The sequence below is a fragment of the Pseudomonas sp. 3-2 genome (assembly GCF_019710535.1).
In the GTDB taxonomy this organism is placed as follows: domain Bacteria; phylum Pseudomonadota; class Gammaproteobacteria; order Pseudomonadales; family Pseudomonadaceae; genus Aquipseudomonas; species Aquipseudomonas pharyngis.
Genome location: NZ_CP081200.1, coordinates 1986709 through 2003437, shown reverse-complemented (window position 1 = coordinate 2003437; position 16729 = coordinate 1986709). Strand labels below are relative to the sequence as shown.

18 protein-coding genes are annotated in these 16729 nt (G+C 60.8%); 3 read left to right on the top strand and 15 right to left on the bottom strand.

Features of this window, described 5'->3' with window-relative positions; all coding sequences use genetic code 11:
• Positions 1-21: 21 nt before the first annotated feature.
• From K3819_RS09245 to K3819_RS09235, 3 genes are all read right to left on the bottom strand, one after another.
• On the bottom strand, positions 22-744 hold the full coding sequence (locus K3819_RS09245; protein WP_007959955.1) for an amidotransferase: 723 nt from the start codon (positions 742-744) through the stop codon (positions 22-24).
• Positions 745-839: 95 nt separating this feature from the next.
• Positions 840-2984, bottom strand: coding sequence for a 3-hydroxyacyl-CoA dehydrogenase NAD-binding domain-containing protein (locus K3819_RS09240; RefSeq protein WP_221399094.1), 2145 nt, complete (start codon positions 2982-2984; stop codon positions 840-842).
• Between the two features lie 17 nt (positions 2985-3001).
• Complete coding sequence (locus tag K3819_RS09235) at positions 3002-4207, bottom strand: acetyl-CoA C-acetyltransferase (RefSeq protein ID WP_221399093.1); 1206 nt, start codon at positions 4205-4207, stop codon at positions 3002-3004.
• 284 nt (positions 4208-4491) lie between these two features.
• On the opposite strand from K3819_RS09235, the gene K3819_RS09230 reads away from it, so the two are divergent.
• Complete coding sequence (locus tag K3819_RS09230) at positions 4492-4695, top strand: hypothetical protein (protein ID WP_143491825.1); 204 nt, start codon at positions 4492-4494, stop codon at positions 4693-4695.
• Between the two features lie 138 nt (positions 4696-4833).
• Entirely contained in the window at positions 4834-5613 is a 780-nt protein-coding gene (locus K3819_RS09225) for a cytochrome c (RefSeq protein ID WP_221399670.1), read from the top strand.
• Between the two features lie 109 nt (positions 5614-5722).
• Here the strand turns inward: K3819_RS09225 and K3819_RS09220 are convergent, their stop codons facing one another.
• The 10 genes from K3819_RS09220 to K3819_RS09175 all read right to left on the bottom strand — a co-directional run bounded on the left by K3819_RS09220 (position 5723) and on the right by K3819_RS09175 (position 14667).
• Positions 5723-6526, bottom strand: a complete 804-nt coding sequence (locus K3819_RS09220) for a transglutaminase family protein (protein WP_221399092.1) — start codon at positions 6524-6526, stop codon at positions 5723-5725.
• Positions 6523-7473, bottom strand: coding sequence for an alpha-E domain-containing protein (locus tag K3819_RS09215; protein WP_007959974.1), 951 nt, complete (start codon positions 7471-7473; stop codon positions 6523-6525). Before K3819_RS09215 ends, K3819_RS09220 begins: the two co-directional genes overlap by 4 nt.
• A 12-nt stretch (positions 7474-7485) precedes the next feature.
• On the bottom strand, positions 7486-8895 hold the full coding sequence (locus K3819_RS09210; protein ID WP_039769936.1) for a circularly permuted type 2 ATP-grasp protein: 1410 nt from the start codon (positions 8893-8895) through the stop codon (positions 7486-7488).
• Between the two features lie 476 nt (positions 8896-9371).
• The gene (locus tag K3819_RS09205) at positions 9372-9719 is read right to left on the bottom strand and encodes a ribonuclease E inhibitor RraB (protein ID WP_221399091.1); all 348 of its coding nucleotides are present in this window, start codon (positions 9717-9719) and stop codon (positions 9372-9374) included.
• A 210-nt stretch (positions 9720-9929) separates the two neighbouring features.
• Positions 9930-10163: a hypothetical protein gene (locus K3819_RS09200; protein ID WP_085613485.1), complete on the bottom strand. Its 234-nt coding sequence runs from the start codon at positions 10161-10163 to the stop codon at positions 9930-9932.
• Positions 10164-10319: 156 nt separating this feature from the next.
• Complete coding sequence (speE, locus tag K3819_RS09195; protein ID WP_011333216.1) at positions 10320-11195, bottom strand: polyamine aminopropyltransferase; 876 nt, start codon at positions 11193-11195, stop codon at positions 10320-10322.
• Between the two features lie 134 nt (positions 11196-11329).
• Positions 11330-11521, bottom strand: a complete 192-nt coding sequence (locus K3819_RS09190) for a PLDc N-terminal domain-containing protein (protein ID WP_221399090.1) — start codon at positions 11519-11521, stop codon at positions 11330-11332.
• A 71-nt stretch (positions 11522-11592) separates the two neighbouring features.
• Positions 11593-12123 (bottom strand): hypothetical protein, encoded by a 531-nt coding sequence (locus K3819_RS09185; RefSeq protein ID WP_085613486.1) that lies wholly within the window; start codon positions 12121-12123, stop codon positions 11593-11595.
• A gap of 90 nt (positions 12124-12213) precedes the next feature.
• Entirely contained in the window at positions 12214-12732 is a 519-nt protein-coding gene (locus K3819_RS09180; protein WP_039769928.1) for an ankyrin repeat domain-containing protein, read from the bottom strand.
• Positions 12733-12828: 96 nt separating this feature from the next.
• Positions 12829-14667: a long-chain-acyl-CoA synthetase gene (locus K3819_RS09175; RefSeq protein WP_221399089.1), complete on the bottom strand. Its 1839-nt coding sequence runs from the start codon at positions 14665-14667 to the stop codon at positions 12829-12831.
• 389 nt (positions 14668-15056) lie between these two features.
• On the opposite strand from K3819_RS09175, the gene K3819_RS09170 reads away from it, so the two are divergent.
• The gene (locus K3819_RS09170) at positions 15057-15335 is read left to right on the top strand and encodes a DUF3509 domain-containing protein (protein ID WP_039769924.1); all 279 of its coding nucleotides are present in this window, start codon (positions 15057-15059) and stop codon (positions 15333-15335) included.
• 78 nt (positions 15336-15413) lie between these two features.
• Here K3819_RS09170 and mtnC read toward each other — a convergent pair whose 3' ends face one another.
• Both mtnC and K3819_RS09160 read right to left on the bottom strand, forming a co-directional pair.
• Positions 15414-16097, bottom strand: coding sequence for an acireductone synthase (mtnC, locus tag K3819_RS09165; RefSeq protein WP_221399088.1), 684 nt, complete (start codon positions 16095-16097; stop codon positions 15414-15416).
• A 4-nt stretch (positions 16098-16101) separates the two neighbouring features.
• Positions 16102-16647, bottom strand: coding sequence for an acireductone dioxygenase (locus K3819_RS09160; protein WP_039770173.1), 546 nt, complete (start codon positions 16645-16647; stop codon positions 16102-16104).
• Positions 16648-16729 lie beyond the last annotated feature (82 nt).

The window sequence follows — 16729 nt, the reverse complement described above, 5'->3', positions numbered from 1 at the left end:
AAAACACGGGGGCGCCTGGGTTCAAGCAGCGGTCGGCTTGTGCGCCACGAAGCGCATCATCCATTCCGCCACGGTGGTGCCGTGGTGCTGATGTTCCAGGCTGGCCACACCCTTGCTGTACACCTGCTCGCCCAGCGCTTCCTGACGCAGATCCAGCAGCGCCCGCGAATAGTCGTGAATGAATTCCGGATGCCCTTGGAAGCACAGCACCTGATCGTTGATGTGGTACGCGGCGAACGGGCAGAAATCGCTGGAAGCAATCACCGTGGCGTTCTCCGGCAACGCCGTCACCTGATCCTGGTGGCTGATCAACAGCGTCAGCTCTTCGCGCACCGGGCTCATCCACGGCGCCTTGGCCGCCAGTTTGTAGTTGTGAATGCCGACACCCCAGCCTTGAGTAGCACGCTCGCTCTTGCCACCCAGCAACAGCGCCAGCAGCTGATGGCCGAAGCACACGCCGAGCAGTTTGTCGCCGCGCTCGTAGCGGGTCAGCAGGTATTGCTTGAGGGTCTGGATCCACGGGTCGGTGCCGAACGAGTCGGCCTTGCTGCCGGTAACCAGATACGCATCGAAGGTCAGGTCATCACTCGGATAGTCGCCCTGCATCACGTTGTACACCGTGAACTCGGCGGCGATCGGCTGTTGCGAGAACAGGCGCTGGAACATCTGCCCGTAACCCTGATATTCATCGACCAGTTCCGGACGCAGGATGTCGGTTTCCAGAATGCAGATGCGTAGCGACATAAAAAATACCTGACACGTGATGGGAATAATGCACACCCCAGAGCCTGCCTTGAAACCACCCGGCAAGGCAAGCCCCGGAATGCCTCCCCGCCCCGTTAGAACAACTCGCCTTTCGCGGCTTTTTCCAGCAGCAACGCAGGCGGTGCGAAACGCTCGCCGTACTGTTCCGCCAGGTACTGCGCCCGCGCGACGAAGTCCTTCACGCCATATTGATTGATGAACTGCAACGCGCCGCCCGTCCATGCCGCAAAACCGATGCCGAAGATCGAGCCGACATTGGCGTCCGCCGTCGAAGTCAGCACGCCCTCCTCCACACAGCGCACGGTTTCGATGGCCTGCACGAACAGCAACCGATCACGTACATCCTTCGGCGAAATCTGCCCATCGGCTTTCTCGAAATGGGTCTTCAGTTCGGGCCACAAATGTTTTTGCCCACCTGCGGGGTACTCGTAAAAACCGCCTCCCGCTGCCTTGCCCGGCCGCTTGTATTCGTTGAGCAGCAAGTCAATCACGGCGAACGCCGGGTGCTCAATCAGCAGTTTCCCTTCTGCCTGCAGGTCTTTGGCCGTTTGCTGACGGATATGGCTCATCAGGCTGAGGGAAACTTCGTCGGAGATCGCAAGAGGCCCGACAGGCATCCCGGCCTTGCGGGCTTCGGTCTCGATCATCGGCGCACTCACGCCCTCACCCAGCATCGCAATACCTTCATTGGTAAAGGTGCCGAATACTCGCGACGTGAAGAAGCCGCGACTGTCGTTGACCACAATCGGGGTTTTCTTGATTTGCAGTACGAAATCGAACCCGCGTGCGAGGGTTTCGTCGCTGGTTTGCGCGCCTTTGATGATTTCCACCAGCGGCATCTTTTCCACCGGGCTGAAGAAGTGCAGGCCGATGAACTTGCCTTGATCCGGCACTGCGGTCGCCAGGCCAGTGATTGGCAAGGTCGAAGTGTTGGAAGCAATCACCGCGTCGGCGCCGACCACCTGCTGTGCTGCTGCCGAGACCTTGGCCTTGAGATCACGATCCTCGAATACCGCCTCAATGATCAGATCGCAACCTGCCAGATCGGCGTCGCTTTCGGTCGGATGGATGCGCGCCAGCACCGCTTCACGCTGCTGCGCAGTCATCTGCCCGCGAGCGACTTTCTTGTCCAGCAATGCCGCCGAATGCGCTTTGCCCTTTTCCGCAGCCGCGAGGTTGATGTCTTTGAGCACCACGTCGATCCCGGCCGATGCGCTGACATGGGCGATCCCGGCGCCCATCATGCCCGCGCCGAGTACGCCCACGCGCTTCGTCACATAAGGTGCAAAACCCTGAGGCCGCGATCCGCCGGCGTTGATTTCATTGAGCTGGAACCAGAAGGTGCCAATCAGGTTTTTCGAGATCTGCCCGGTGGTCAGTTCGGTGAAGTAGCGGGTTTCGATCAGGTGCGCCGTGTCGAAATCCACCTGCGCACCTTCCACCGCCGCGCACAGAATCTTCTCCGGCGCCGGCAACGTGCCCTGGGTTTTGGTGCGCAGGATCGACGGCGCAATCGCCAGCATCTGCGCGACTTTCGGATTGGAGGGCGTGCCGCCGGGAATCTGATAGCCCTTCACATCCCAACGCTGCACCGCCGCAGGATTGGCCAGAATCCAGGCCCGGGCCTTGGCCAGCAGCTCATCGCGATGCGCCGCCAGCTCATCGATCAGACCCGCCTGCAATGCCTGCTGCGGACGGACTTTCTTGCCTTCAAGCAGATACGGCAAAGCCTTCTCGATACCGAGCATGCGCACCATCCGCACCACGCCACCGCCGCCCGGCAACAGGCCGAGGGTCACTTCCGGCAAACCGAGTTGCACCGACGCATCGTCCAGCGCCACCCGGTGGTGGCAGGCCAGGCAGATTTCCCAGCCGCCGCCGAGCGCCGCGCCGTTGATCGCCGCGACCACCGGTTTGCCGAGGGTTTCCAGGGTGCGCAACTGGCCCTTGAGGGTCAGCACCATGTCATAGAAGGCCTTGGCTTCGGGCTTGCCGACCTTGATCAGTTCATTCAGGTCGCCGCCAGCGAAGAAGGTCTTCTTGGCCGACGTGATGATCACCCCGGCGATCTCATCTTTTTCCGCCTGCAATCGGGCGACGCTTTCGGCCATGGCCTCGCGGTACACCGCGTTCATGGTGTTGGCGCTCTGGCCCGGCATGTCGATGGTCAGGAGGACGATGCCGTCCTGGCCTTTTTCGTAACGAATGGCTTGGGTCATGACAGGATTCCTTGGGGTCAGAGGCGTTCGATGATGGTGGCGATGCCCATGCCGCCGCCGACGCACAGCGTCGCGAGGCCGTAGCGCAGGCGTCGGGCTTCCAGTTCATCGAGCAAGGTGCCGAGGATCGCGCAACCGGTGGCACCCAGCGGATGGCCCATGGCGATCGAGCCACCATTGACGTTGACCTTGTCCGGATCTACGGCCATGTCCTTGATGAATTTCAGCACCACCGAGGCGAACGCCTCGTTGACTTCAAACAGGTCGATGTCTTCCACCCGCAGCCCGGCCTTGGCCAACGCCTTGCGAGTGGCCGGCGCCGGGCCGGTGAGCATAATGGTCGGATCGGTGCTGGTGACCGCCGTGGCGACAATCCGCGCCCGGGGTTGCAGGCCCAACGCGCGTCCCTTGGCCTCGGAGCCGATCAACATCAGCGCCGCGCCGTCGACGATCCCCGAGCTGTTGCCCGGCGTGTGCACATGATTGATCCGTTCGACGTGGCTGTAGACCCGCAGCGCCGTGGCGTCGAAGCCCATCTGGCCAATCATTTCGAAACTCGGTTTGAGCTTTCCCAGACCTTCAAGGGTCGACTCGGCTCGGATGAACTCATCGTGATCGAGCAGGATAATGCCGTTCTGGTCCTGCACCGGCACCAGCGACTTGCTGAACGAACCGTCGGCCCGGGCACGGGCGGCTTTCTGTTGCGAGTGCAGCGCGTAGGCATCGACGTCCTGCCGGCTGAAGCCTTCAAGGGTGGCGATCAGGTCGGCGCCGACGCCTTGTGGCGTGAAATGGCTGTGCAGATTGGTCTGCGGGTCCAGCGCCCAGGCGCCGCCGTCGCTGCCCATCGGCACGCGGGACATGGATTCGACGCCGCCGACCACCACCAGCTCTTCGAACCCGGAGCGCACTTTCATCGCTCCCAGGTTCACCGCTTCCAGCCCGGAAGCGCAGAAGCGGTTGATCTGCACGCCGGCGACGCTGACGTCCCAATCGGCCACCTGCACGGCGGTCTTGGCGATGTCCGAGCCCTGATCGCCAATCGGCGTAACACAGCCAAGCACCACGTCATCGACCTGGCTGGTGTCCAGCGCCGTGCGTGCCTGCAAAGCGGTCAGCAGCCCGGCCACCAGGTTCACCGGCTTGACGCTGTGCAGCGAACCGTCGGCCTTGCCCTTGCCACGGGGCGTGCGTAACGCGTCGAAAATCAAAGCTTGGGTCATGACGTCCTCGAACCTGTGCGGTGAGTGAAATTCGTGCTGTCACTGTTGTCTTCGCAGGCGACGGATTCAATGACCACAGCGCTCAATGACGTTGACGCGCACGCTCAGACGGACGGTCATCCATGGCTTGGTTAACCGGTTCAGGTGAGCGAGCTGTCTAGCAAACGGGCGGCAAAGAAGCTGGCAATGGGCCTCATGCCTTTTTAATCGCGATCGGCAGCAAGTACATACGAAATGGATCTAAGCAAAGCGTGACGCGGGCCCTAAGGTGAAGATGTACGTTGTTGTCGTCGGGTTTTGCCGAGGCAGACGTTCTTCAACAGGAAGTGCAGCGCTTGCCATCATGGATATGCAGGCAGGCATCAGGAAATAACAAAAAAGGCGGTCAAGCCATGTTCAAACAACCGAAAGTTCGTCAAGCAGGACTCATTCTTTTCGCCACGACGCTGTTGTTGATTCTGCCGAACCTGACCAAGGTCATCGGCTGATTCAAGCGGCAGGTATTGTTCATCGCCACTGAAAATGTGACTGGCCCGCTATCCGGGCCAGCGTGGCTGTGCCAACCTTTGCGCACTTCCACGACACGGACGGCGATCATTTTGAAAACGCTCATTCTGTTCGGGGCCATGCTGCTGAGCCTGCCCCTGTCTGCCGCGCAGCTGAACCTGGAGCTGGGCGCGAACAGCCGCACCTGGCAGACCGAGGAATTGCTCAAGCATCCTCAGGTACAAACCCTCACGGTCAAGAATGATGTGTCCTACAAGAAGGACATGACTTATCGCGCCGTGCCGATGGCCGCGCTGCTGACCGGCATCAAACCGGACGATCACCTGCAAGCCGTAGCGCTGGACGGTTTCGCCGCCGAGCTGTCCGCCGCGCCGCTACTGAACAATAAAGGCTCGCGCGCCTGGCTGGCCATCGAGGATCCGGCGCAGCCCTGGCCGCCGCTGTCGGAAGGCAAGCACAGCGCCGGGCCGTTTTATCTGGTGTGGACCGATCCGCAGGCCGGCAATATCAGCCCGGAACAATGGCCATTCGAAGTGGCGAGCATCAAGCGCATGGCACCGGTGGCCGAGCGCTTCCCTGCCCTGTTGCCTGACCCTGCGTTGAAGGCCGATGACCCGGTGAATCAGGGGTTTGCGCTGTTCCAGAAGAACTGCCTGGCCTGCCATCGCCTGAATGGCGCAGGGGATGCGCAGTTCGGGCCGGATCTCAATATTCCCTACAACCCGACGGAGTACTTCGGCGCGGACTTCCTCAAGCGCTACATCCGCGATCCTCAGAGTCTGCGTCAGTGGCCGCAGGCGAAGATGCCGGGGTTTTCTGCCGAGGTGTTGCCGGATGCAGATCTGCAAAAGCTGATCGGGTATTTGCAGCATATGGCCGGGCGCAAGGTTAAGCCTTGATGCCTTCCTTGTGGGAGCGAGCCTGCTCGCGATGCGGTGTCTCAGTCATGCACGTGCCGGCTGAAAGATTGCCATCGCGAGCAGGCTCGCTCCCACAGGAGTAGTGCGGTTATTGCTGCTGAACCGAGATCACTGGCGTCGGCGACACCAGCACTTTCGCATGCATCTGCTCTGACCCGCCGCCCCGACGCATGCCGCGCACCGGGCAGGCATCCAGATAATCCAGACCCACCGCCAGTTTCAGGTGCCGCTCCGGCCGCGCCAGTTCATTGGTCACGTCAAAGCTGTACCAGGCGTCATCGATCCAGGCTTCGGCCCAGGCGTGACTGGCGAGATGCTCGCAATCCTCGCTGTACAGATAACCCGACACATAACGTGACGGCACCCCGAGACTGCGCGCGCAGGCCAGAAACGCGTGGGCGTGATCCTGGCAAACACCCGCTCGCCCGGCGAATGCCTCGGCGGCGCTGGTGTCGACTTCAGTGGAACCCGGCTTGTAAGTCATGTGCTGGTTCAAACCGTGCATCAGATCGATCAATGCGTTGCGGTCGCGGCGTTGTTTGCAGGATTTCTCCGCAAACGCGCGCAATGCCTCGTCAGCCTCGGTGAGCCGGGTGAAACGCAGGAACGGCAGCGCCGACTGGCTCTCGTGCTCCGCTTCGCGCAACTCGTCGATATCAACCTGCCCCCGGGCGCCGATGATGATCGCTTCGTGGGGCTCGTCCATGGTCAGGACGTGCAGGATGTTGCCGAACGGATCGAGCTGGGCCCGCACCGGGCGCGGCAGGTCAAGCTGCCAGCTCAGCACGTGCTGACGCTCGCTGTCGTGGGGTGTCAGGCGCAGGTACTGGATGCTCGCGCGCACCTGATCTTCGTAGTGATAGGTGGTCTCGTGGCTGATGGAAAGTCTCATGCGGCCTCCAGGTAGGAACTGTGAATGGCGTTGCCCAACTGGCGCACCAGCGGGATGAATTCGGTGAGCCAGGCGTGCAGCCCTTCCTCGAGAATTTCTTGAATACCGGTGTAGCGCAGACGCGCGTCCATTTCCGCCGCCAGTCGTTGCGCGGGACGACCGTTGGCCCCAGGCAACTGCGCCAGAATCTGGTCGATTTCTTCGGTGCAGGCCCGCAGCGAGCGCGGCACATCCGCACGCAACAAAAGAAGCTCGGCCACATGCCGGGCGCCGGGCGCGTCGCGATAGATCTCGGTGTACGCCTCGAACGAGGACAGCGCCCGCAACAACGCACTCCACTGGTAATAGGCGTGGGCCGTGCCGTCGCTGACCGCTTCGGCCTGATCGCCGGCCATCTCGTAACGGGCGTCGAGCAGACGCAAGGTGTTGTCCGCCCGCTCAATGAACGTACCCAGGCGAATGAAACGGAACGCATCGTTGCGCATGATGGTGCCGTAGGACGCACCACGGAACAGGTGCGAACGCTCCTTGATCCACTCGCAGAAGCGACTCATGCCGTAGCGGCTGAGGCCCTGATTGGCGATCCCGCGGATTTCCAGCCAGGTGGCGTTGATGTTTTCCCACATGTCCGCGGTGATCCGCCCGCGCACCGCGTGGGCGCTGGCTCGCGCCGCGCCGAGGCAGCTGTAGATGCTCGCCGGGTTGGCCGCGTCGAGGGCGAAGAAGTGCAGCAAGCGCTCGGCATGCAGCTCGCCGTGGCGTTCCAGGTAATCGTCCAGCGTGCCTGTGATCAGCAACGGCATCGCCAGTTCGTGCAAACCGTCGCCACGGCCGTCCTGCGGCATCAGCGACAGCGAATAGCTGACATCGAGCATCCGTGCGAGGTTTTCCGCCCGCTCCAGGTAACGCGACATCCAGTACAGATCCGAGGCAGTTCTACTTAACATGGCAGGCTTCCTTCAATCCTCGACCACCCAGGTGTCCTTGGTTCCGCCGCCCTGGGATGAATTCACCACCAGAGAGCCTTCACGCAGGGCGACACGGGTCAATCCGCCGGGTACGACCCGGGTTTCGCGGCCGGACAATACGAACGGGCGCAGGTCGATATGGCGCGGCGCAATGCCGTTTTCGACAAAGGTCGGACAGGTCGACAGCGACAGCGTCGGTTGCGCGATGTACGCGTGAGGCTTGGCCTTGATCCGCTCGCGGAACGCATCGATTTCCGCGGTCGTCGCTGCCGGCCCCACGAGCATTCCGTAACCGCCGGAGCCCTGGGTTTCCTTGACCACCAGATCTGGAAGATTGGCCAGGACATGGGAAAGCTCGGACGGGTTACGGCATTGCCAGGTCGGCACGTTCTTCAGGATCGGTTCTTCGTCGAGGTAGAAACGGATCATCTCGGTGACAAACGGATACACCGATTTGTCATCCGCCACGCCGGTGCCGATGGCATTGGCCAGCACCACGTTGCCGGAGCGATAGGACGACAGCAGTCCCGGCACGCCGAGCATCGAGTCCGGGCGGAAGGCCAGCGGATCGAGGAACGCGTCGTCGAGCCGGCGGTAGATCACGTCCACCGCTTTCGGGCCGTCGGTGGTGCGCATGAAGACTTTGTCGTCGCGCACGAACAGGTCCGCGCCCTCCACCAGTTCCACGCCCATTTCCCGGGCGAGAAACGCATGCTCGAAAAACGCGCTGTTGAACCGTCCCGGTGTCAGCACCACCACACTCGGGTCGTCGATCGGACTCGAGCTTTTCAGGGTATCGAGCAGCAGGTTCGGGTAATGGTCGATCGGGGCGATGCGCTGGGCCGCGAACAGCTCGGGAAACAGACGCATCATCATCTTGCGGTCTTCGAGCATGTAGCTCACGCCGCTCGGCGTACGCAGGTTGTCCTCGAGCACGTAATACGTGCCGTCGCCGTCGCGCACCAGATCGACGCCGGAGATGTGCGAATAGATATCGCGGTGCAGATCCAGCCCCTGCATCGCCAACTGGTATTGCTCGTTGGCCAGCACTTGTTCGGCGGGAATGATCCCGGCCTTGATGATGCGCTGCTCGTGGTAAAGGTCGGCGAGGAACATGTTCAACGCCTTGACTCGCTGAATGCAGCCGCGCTCGACAATCCGCCATTCGCTGGCGGGAATGCTGCGCGGAATGGTGTCGAAGGGAATCAGACGCTCTGTCCCCTGCTCGTCCCCGTAGAGCGTGAAGGTGATCCCGGCGCGATGGAACAGCAGATCGGCCTCGCGTCGCCGCTGGGCCAGCAGCTCGTCAGGTGTCTCGGCCAGCCACCGGGCAAACTCCCGGTAATGCGGGCGGATCTGGCCGCCGGCATCATACATCTCATCAAAATAGGTGCGGATCATGCCGTACTCCTTGTCACTCCGGACATACAGGCCTTCGCAAGGCCCGTGCCATCGGCATAAACGCTTTGATTTCAATCGGTTGGATATTCACGCCACACGCACCGCACCATTCCTGTGCGGCAAATGCTCCAACCTGATCGCCCCCGCTTCATTGCGACGCAGTCCCGTCGCCTATCACCAGCATAGTCAGAGTTGATTTCACTGCCCGCAGGCCACTGCGGATAATCCGCGCATCCGCTGCAAAAACGTCGTTGACGAAGAATGCAGCCTCACTGATCCGGCTTGCCTCGGCAGCCCTCCCGGCCGTAACCCTGACCGGTTTCCTCTCCTTCCGGTCTTCCCTTTCAGCCACCTTTTCAGGTGGCTTTTTTTTGCGCCGGTTTCTTGTTTCAGGGTTTTGCCATGCGCTTTCGGGCCGTAGAAACGACAACGGCCGACCCGAAGGTCAGCCGTAGCTCGACGTGTTGCGAGAGTGATCAGTTCAAACGGTGCCGGTTGCGGATCTCCTGTTTCACGCCCCAGCCCTCGATGATGCCGCCCAAGGGCTCGACCACCGCCGAAAAGCCCTGCTCGAAATCGCCAATGTCGTCGTAGGTTGCGTACATCACCTTGCTCAATTCCAGAGACCAGGCGCCGTCCTCGCGCGCGCTGACCTGGGCATTGATGGATTCACCGCGAAATTTGCCTGCCGCCCTGCGTGCCCGCTCCTCGTCCGGGAAAATGGCGTAGAACTCGATGGGATGGAATCGGGAAAAATCGAAACCGCCTTCTTTCATGCGGCGCAGCACGCTGCTGCTGATGTCTTCTTGATAGGCTGTGCTCATGAATCGTCCCCCTCGCATAGATGGATAGACTTTCCGTATTCCCTGCACTGGCCCAAAGGGCCCGGGTGCTTACGGCAACCGCGTTGCCGGCGGGAAACAAGCATGTAGCTGACAAGACCAGACCTTAGCGATCCGTTCGCTGATCTCGCTTGCAGAGTAGCCCCAAGATAGAGCCGCTGCCAAGGCCTGGTACATGAAGAAAATGAAGATTCAGATTGGGGTGATGCTGCGGATTTCGATGCTGTTCTGGGTTTTCAGGCTTTTCACGCCGGCATCGGCGGTGCGCCCCTCCAGATCGTTCAGGTCAAGCTCGGCGGCGACGGGAAGCAGTCGTTCCTTGATCAGTCGTGCGGCCTCATCATCGCTGGGGCATTCCGCACGCTCGAAGACTTCATCGACAATTTCACCGTGATCATCCACGAAAGTGACTTTCCACTTTTGCATTGGAGCCTCCTCGAACAAACCCGCAAATGGGCTTACCTCTATCTCGACTTTTGTCAGGATTGATCGTTCAAAAGGTTTACACCGATGCAACATGAAAAAAGCCGAGGCCGGTGTGTTTTCACACACCGGCCTCGGCTTTTTCTTACCCGCGAACGATCAGTCGTTGCTTGGCTTGTTCACCGCCTGCAGCACGTATTGCGGCAAGGCGAAAGCACCGATGTGGATTTCCGGGTTGTAGTAGCGGGTGACGATGCCACTGCCGATAAAGCGCTGTTGCAGAACTTCGCGGCTCAGCTTGCGGTAGGCCGGGTTGGTCGAGCCCCAGGCGAAGGTCATCGAACCGCCGATGTAGGTCGGCACGGCCGCCTGATAGAAGTGCCAGTCCGGGAACAGGCTGCGCAGGCGGCCGGCAGTGGTTTTCACCTCTTCGATCTGCATGAACGGCGTGCCGTTCTGGGTCACGAGGATACCGCCCTCGTTCAGGCAGCGGTGGCAGGCCTGGTAAAAGTTTTCCGAGAACAGCACTTCGCCCGGGCCGATCGGGTCGGTGGAGTCGGAAATGATCACGTCGAACTTTTCGGTGGTGGTCGCGACGAAGCGCATGCCGTCGTCGATCACCAGGTTCAGGCGCGGATCGTCGTAAGCACCGCTGGAGTGGTTCGGCAGAAACTCTTTGCACATGTCGACCACGGTGCCGTCGATCTCGACCATGGTGATGTGCTCGACGCTGGCGTGTTTGGTCACTTCGCGCAGCATGCCGCCGTCGCCGCCGCCGATGATCAGTACACGCTTGGCGGTGCCGTGGGCGAGGATCGGCACGTGGGTGAGCATTTCGTGGTAGATGAATTCATCGGCTTCGGTGGTCTGGATCACGCCGTCCAGCGCCATCACCCGGCCCATGCGCGGGTTCTGGAAGATCACCAGGTGCTGGTGTTCGGTGCGCACTTCGTGCAGCAGTTTTTCCATGCGAAAACGCTGGCCGTAGCCTTCGTAGAGGGTTTCCAGGTATTCGCTGGTCTTGGTGACGGTCATGGTGAAGTGCTCCGATGAATGCGCGGGCGCCAATCGTCAGGTTCGATTGCCCGGGAAAGGCGCGCATTCTACGTTGCCGAAGATGACAGGTCGAACCTCAGTTCATCGGCCCGACCCGATCAGGGTGCGAACGGTCAGATCCGCACATTGCCCCGCGGCCCGGCAATCGCCCAGATAATCAGGCCCAGCACCGGCAGGAGGATGATCAGCAGTACCCAGAGGATTTTCATCCCGGTCTCGACGCCGCTTTTCAGCACATTGATGATCGCCCAGATGTCGAGCGCAAGAATGATCAGGCCGACCAGGCCGTTGAACGTGGAACCCATGGTGTCGCTCCAGAATAGTGGCATGCACTTTTAGGATAGACGGTCGCGCACAGGGTTCCCTTTTATTGCGTTCAGACGTGAACGGCGACCTTCAGGGCTTCCAGCGACGGCGCGGCGGCAATGCCGACTTCGGCGCACAGTTCCAGTACGCGCGGCACATCGTTGCCGTAGACCAGCACCACTTGCAGCTCGTCGTCGAGCAACTGGCTGAAGTTCATCAACGTGTAACCGCCGTTTTCCTTGTTCAGGCTGCTCATCTGCACCTGGATGCGGTTGAGCGCGGTCAGCGCCTCGGTTTTGGCCAGTTGCTTGGACTTGAGGTTGAATTCGACGCCCGGGCCGAACGAGGCAACGATCTGCGCGAACAGGTCGGCGTAGGTGTCGGCCTGGAACAGCACGGTCTCCGGCAGGCTGCCGACCACCACCCACTCGCCCAGCGGAATCGGGAAAGTGTCGTCGTAGTTGATGTCCGGGTTGGCGGTCAGAAAAGCATCGGCATCGGCGTAGGCCTGTGCCGCTTCGTCAGCGACCTTCAGGATCTCGTCTTCGCCCATGCAGCCGGAGCTGATTTTGCTGATGAGTTCGGCGAGTGCAGCTTTCATGGGGGCGGATCCTGTGGCGAAGAGAATTTTGAGGGCGCGAAGGATAGCGCATTCTCGCCTTCGCCACAGAGCGGGTTCCGGCCAGCGGCCTCAGCCCAGCAGTTTTTCCAGCTGTGCGGTGGTGTCCACGGCGCCCATGGTGCGGGCCGCGTCCAGCGCGGTGACGCCATTGGCATCTTTGGCTTTCGGGTCGGCGCCCTGATCGATCAAGTAGTCGACGATTTCAACCCGGTTGAACATCGCCGCCATCATCAGCGCCGTGCGGCCATCGAAGGAGGCGCCTTCAATCTGCGCCCCGCCCTCGACCAGGGCCTTGACCACGGCCAGATCGCCCTTGAACGCCGCGCCGGCAATCGGGCTCTGGCCGTTGCCATTGCGTTGTTCCGGATCGGCCTTGTGCTTGAGCAGCACTTGCACCGCGTCCACGTGGCCGTAGTAACTGGCAAGCATCAGCAGGGTATCGCCCTTGCTGTTGGTCAGGTTCACCGGCAGACCGGCAGTGATCAGGCGATCCAGCATTACCGCATCGCCCTCGCGCGCCTTGTTGAATACCTGCTCGGTGAATTCGGCGGCTTCTTCGGGGGTCATCTGGCGGCTTTGGTCAGACATGGTTCACTCCACTTTCGGTCAATCGGAAAGCCGATAGTTTCCCGAGCGCGGCGATAGCTGTCATCCCCTTTTTTCCAAGTCCGCCGATAGCCAATATCAATAGCGGTATTTGCCTGCCCGAATGTCGGCAAGAATTTCATCCGTCACCTGCACGTAGGTTTCGGTCCCCGGCAGCCAGGCATAAATCGGGTCATCCCCCGTCAGGCTGGGGTCGAAGCCTTCGTTTTTCAGGCGCGTCTTCTGGTACTTGAAGGTGCCGGTGGTTTCCATCTTGACCTTGACCCGCAGGAACAGCGGCACCGCGTAGGCCGGCATGCGTTGGCGGGCGAAGGCCAGCAATTCGGCGAAATCCAGGGTCGCTAAAGACTCGGCCGGGGTGATCGCCGCCATCCCGGCGCGACCGTTGGTGTTGGGGATTTCCACGCCATAGGCCACGGCTTCGGAAATGTGCGGATGCTGGAGCAGCAGGTTTTCGACCTCGGTGGTCGAGACGTTCTCGCCCTTCCAGCGGTAGGTGTCGCCGAGGCGGTCGACAAACTGCGCATGGCCGAAACCGATGTTGCGCAGCAGATCGCCGGTGTTGAAGAAGCGGTCGCCCTTGGTGAACACGTCCTGCAACACGACCTTGGCGGTTTTCTGTGGATCGGTGTAGCCGTCCAGCGGTGCCTTGTCGTCGATCCGCGCCAGCAGCAGGCCCCGCTCGCCCCGGCCGACCTTGCGCATGAATCCGTCATCGCCGCGAATCGGCTCGCCGCTGTCCTGGTCATAGGCGACCAGTTCCCAGGCCATCAGCGAGAAACCGATGGTGTTGTCGAAATTGAGGATGTTGGTGAAGCCGATATTGCCGTCGCTGGCCGCGTACAGCTCGCAAATGTGATCCACGCCGAAGCGGGTCTTGAACTCGGCCCACGCGCCGGGCCGCAGGCCGTTGCCGATCATCTTGCGCACGTCGTGACGGCTGTCGTCGGCGCTGAGCGGCTGATCCACCAGATACCGGCACAACTCGCCGACGTAACCGATGGTAGTTGCGCGATAGCGGCGCACATCGCTCCAGAACTGCCGGGCGCTGAACTTGCGGCGAATGGCGAAACCCGACGCGCCATTGACCGCCGAACCCCAGCACACGCAAAGCCCGGTGGCGTGGTACAGCGGCAAGGTGCAATAGACGATGTCGTCCGGGCGCATATCGAGGGCGATCATGCCGAAGCTCGCCGAGCTGCGCATCCAGCGTCCGTGCTTGAACACGCCGGCCTTGGGCAAACCGGTGGTGCCGGAGGTGTAAATATAGAAACAGGGGTCGTCGAAAAAAATCTGCCGGCTGCTGGCCGGGTTGTCGCCCGAGGCGTCGGCACTGGCGCTGATCAGGTTGATATAGCCCTTGGGCGCGATGCCCGGATGGCTGAAGGTATCCTGATCGGCAACGAACCAGGCGCGCGCTGCCGGGATCGACACTTGCTCGCGTACCGCCGCAAACGCCGGCAACAACTCTTCACCGACGACAATCGCCGCCGGCGTCACCAGATTGATACTGTGGATCAGCGTATCGCGGGTCTGCGAGGTATTGAGCAGCGCGCTGACCGCGCCGACCTTGGCCAGCGCCAGAATCGTCACCAGCAATTCCGGGCGGTTCTCGATGAAGACCGCCACCACATCGCCTTTACCGATGCCCTGCCCGTTCAGATAGTGGGCGATGCGGTTGGCCCACTGGTTGACCTGTGAATAACTCAGCACCACCTCGCCCGACAGCAGCGCGGGGCCCTCGGGATTGCGCAGGGTCGCCTGCTCGAATGTCCAGCCCAGGCCACAGGTTTGGGTCGGATCCGTGACGTTGGCCACCTTCATGCCTTTCACCACCCGAGGGATGGCTTTGGCAATCATCGGCAGCTTGCGGAGCATCATGCCCCAGGTAATCGTGTCGCTAGGCGCGTGGCGCATGGCAGCTCCCGTTCGACCTTGACGTGCAGGCCGGATTTTTATTGTCGGGCAATCGGGTGACGGAACCGGCGCTTCTCGAGCGAGGGTCGAGGCCGAAAATACGTCAGGGCTTCTCAGGCTGTACACGCGGTTTTTGCAATGTTTTGTATCCGCCCGGCGCTGCAACGCACAGCGGGATTCCGGCCGGAGATATTGGTTCCATCGGATCGACAATGATCCCGCAAAATGCAGGATGCACGATGGCCATTCATGCAGATTGCACGACGGACAAAATTCTACTTAATCATAAGTCATTGATTTATAAAGATTTTAAAAAACATAAATGCTGGCACAATCGCTGCAACTCCCTATACATGCTTGCCATTCAAGTGCATACGGAGCTGAAAGACATGAACCTGATCCAAGAAAAATTTACCTCCCTGTTCTCCAACTTCGCCGTCACCACCCAGCCCCGTCCCGATGGCGGGATTTTGCTGACGCTGAAGAGTGCCGACGGCAAAGTGTTCAAGCGTGCACTCACCTATCAGCAATTGCATACCGGTGACCAACTGTCGTGGGCGATCAGCGCGATCCGTCGTGATCTGGCAGAACAAGCCAGCGAGCTGCCGCAGATCGGCATGTTGCAAAGCCAGCAGCGTTTCGCCCTGCCGACTTATCACTCGATGTAATTCGAACACCGTATAAACAGACAGGCCGTGGAGCTTTCGCTTCACGGCCTGTTTTTTTTGCGCGTCGATTGGGTGAACTCAGAACGCTTCCGGCTCAATCCCGGTAAAGCTGTCGACGGTCACATGCCCTGCCAACTCCCCGCCTTCACGGGCCAGCCCGCAGGTTTGCAGGCCGGCAGCCTGGGCGGCGTCGAGTTCCTGGACGATGTCGGACAGGAACAGGATCTCCTGCGGCTCGACCCCGATGGCCTGCTGGATGTTGCTGTACGACTGCGCTTCGCGCTTGGGGCCCGACGTGGTATCGAAGTAGCCACTGAACAGCGGCGTCAGATCCCCTGCTTCCGAGCAGCCGAAAATCAGCTTCTGCGCCTGGATCGAACCGGACGAATAAACAAACAGTTGATATCCGGCCTGATGCCAGCGCTGCAGCGCTTCAACGGCGTCCGGGTAAACATGGCCTTTCAACTGGCCGGCCTGATAACCCTGCTCCCAGACCATGCCCTGCAACGCTTTGAGCGGCGTGGCTTTGCGGTCTTCGGCGATCCACGCCAGCAGAATTTCCACGACCCGCTCGACGTCAGCCTGCGGTTCGTTGCTGTCGCGGCGCACGGCGTCCAGTTGCTCGGCAACATCTGCGCGCTGAGCGTTCTGGCGAACGAAGTCCGGCAGGTGCTTGGCGGCATACGGAAACAGCACGTCGAACACAAAACTCACCGCGCTGGTGGTGCCTTCGATGTCGGTGAGAATGACCTTGATCGACATTGGCTCAGTCCTCCAGACGCGGGAAGCGGCCAGCGATGTCTTCGCCGGTGAAATTGGCGACCCAGCCTTCAGGGTTGTTGAACAGGCGGATCGCCACGAAGTGCGGGTTCTCGCCCATGTCAAACCAGTGTTTGGTGCCGGCCGGCACCGAAATCAGGTCGTTCTTCTCGCACAGCACGGCGTAGACGTAATCATCGATGTGCAGGGTAAACAGGCCACGACCGGCGACGAAGAAACGTACTTCGTCTTCGCCATGCCGATGCTCTTCGAGGAACTTGGCGCGCAGTTCGGCTTTCTGCGGGTGGTCGCTGTTGAGGCTGATCACGTCGACCGTGATGTAGCCGCGCTCGGTCATCAGTTTGTCGATCTGCTCTTTGTAGGCACCGATCACTTCTTCCTGGCTGGCGCCCGGCTGGATCTTCGCGGCGGCTTGCCAGCGGTCGAAGCGCACGCCCTGCTCGGCCAGGGTCGAGGCGATGTCTTCGAAATGGGTCAGCACCTTGTTCGGAATCTCGGGGCTGGAAACGTGATAGACGGACAGGCTGCTCATGGGGCATTCCTCGGTATCGGCCTTGCCGTCCGGTTCTTTCAGACCGGTCGGGCACTGCATTCATCAGGCAAAGGGGCTGGTT

Bases quoted from the DNA above. Each gene is read 5' to 3' on its own strand.
- K3819_RS09245 (WP_007959955.1), bottom strand. From the start codon at position 744: ATGTCGCTACGCATCTGCATTCTGGAAACCGACATCCTGCGTCCGGAA.
- K3819_RS09240 (WP_221399094.1), bottom strand. From the start codon at position 2,984: ATGACCCAAGCCATTCGTTACGAAAAAGGCCAGGACGGCATCGTCCTC.
- K3819_RS09235 (WP_221399093.1), bottom strand. From the start codon at position 4,207: ATGACCCAAGCTTTGATTTTCGACGCGTTACGCACGCCCCGTGGCAAG.
- K3819_RS09225 (WP_221399670.1), top strand. From the start codon at position 4,834: ATGCTGCTGAGCCTGCCCCTGTCTGCCGCGCAGCTGAACCTGGAGCTG.
- K3819_RS09220 (WP_221399092.1), bottom strand. From the start codon at position 6,526: ATGAGACTTTCCATCAGCCACGAGACCACCTATCACTACGAAGATCAG.
- K3819_RS09215 (WP_007959974.1), bottom strand. From the start codon at position 7,473: ATGTTAAGTAGAACTGCCTCGGATCTGTACTGGATGTCGCGTTACCTG.
- K3819_RS09210 (WP_039769936.1), bottom strand. From the start codon at position 8,895: ATGATCCGCACCTATTTTGATGAGATGTATGATGCCGGCGGCCAGATC.
- K3819_RS09205 (WP_221399091.1), bottom strand. From the start codon at position 9,719: ATGAGCACAGCCTATCAAGAAGACATCAGCAGCAGCGTGCTGCGCCGC.
- K3819_RS09200 (WP_085613485.1), bottom strand. From the start codon at position 10,163: ATGCAAAAGTGGAAAGTCACTTTCGTGGATGATCACGGTGAAATTGTC.
- speE (WP_011333216.1), bottom strand. From the start codon at position 11,195: ATGACCGTCACCAAGACCAGCGAATACCTGGAAACCCTCTACGAAGGC.
- K3819_RS09190 (WP_221399090.1), bottom strand. From the start codon at position 11,521: ATGGGTTCCACGTTCAACGGCCTGGTCGGCCTGATCATTCTTGCGCTC.
- K3819_RS09185 (WP_085613486.1), bottom strand. From the start codon at position 12,123: ATGAAAGCTGCACTCGCCGAACTCATCAGCAAAATCAGCTCCGGCTGC.
- K3819_RS09180 (WP_039769928.1), bottom strand. From the start codon at position 12,732: ATGTCTGACCAAAGCCGCCAGATGACCCCCGAAGAAGCCGCCGAATTC.
- K3819_RS09175 (WP_221399089.1), bottom strand. From the start codon at position 14,667: ATGCGCCACGCGCCTAGCGACACGATTACCTGGGGCATGATGCTCCGC.
- K3819_RS09170 (WP_039769924.1), top strand. From the start codon at position 15,057: ATGAACCTGATCCAAGAAAAATTTACCTCCCTGTTCTCCAACTTCGCC.
- mtnC (WP_221399088.1), bottom strand. From the start codon at position 16,097: ATGTCGATCAAGGTCATTCTCACCGACATCGAAGGCACCACCAGCGCG.
- K3819_RS09160 (WP_039770173.1), bottom strand. From the start codon at position 16,647: ATGAGCAGCCTGTCCGTCTATCACGTTTCCAGCCCCGAGATTCCGAAC.